Source organism: Belnapia sp. AC561 (genome assembly GCF_979252845.1).
The window spans coordinates 1-237 of the sequence record NZ_CEEDBP010000487.1; the positions used below are offsets into that span (position 1 = coordinate 1).

The 237-nt window shown below is 59.1% G+C and carries 1 protein-coding gene; it reads right to left on the reverse strand.

What is annotated here, in order from left to right:
* Positions 1-48: 48 nt before the first annotated feature.
* Positions 49-237: hypothetical protein (locus tag AC0IW9_RS31960; RefSeq protein WP_471652299.1), on the reverse strand; the 189-nt coding region annotated here is incomplete at its 5' end.

Below are 237 nucleotides of genomic sequence, written 5' to 3' on the forward strand. Positions count from 1 at the left end.
CGGCACCTGTGATCACTACATGACTAGGTAGATGGGTCGGACGGGTAACTAATTCAATGGCGCGCGTTGATTGACAAGCGAAGCGGCTCGATTTTGCGCCTGGGCAGCGCACCCATAAGTTGCTGCAGGCCCCGGAAACAGCCAGCTTGCGTGGCATTCACCCGTCGGTTGCGGCTGGGAAAAAATGGCCCGTTCACGTACCATGCGCGCCTCATTTCGACCCGCCTTGCGCCATGC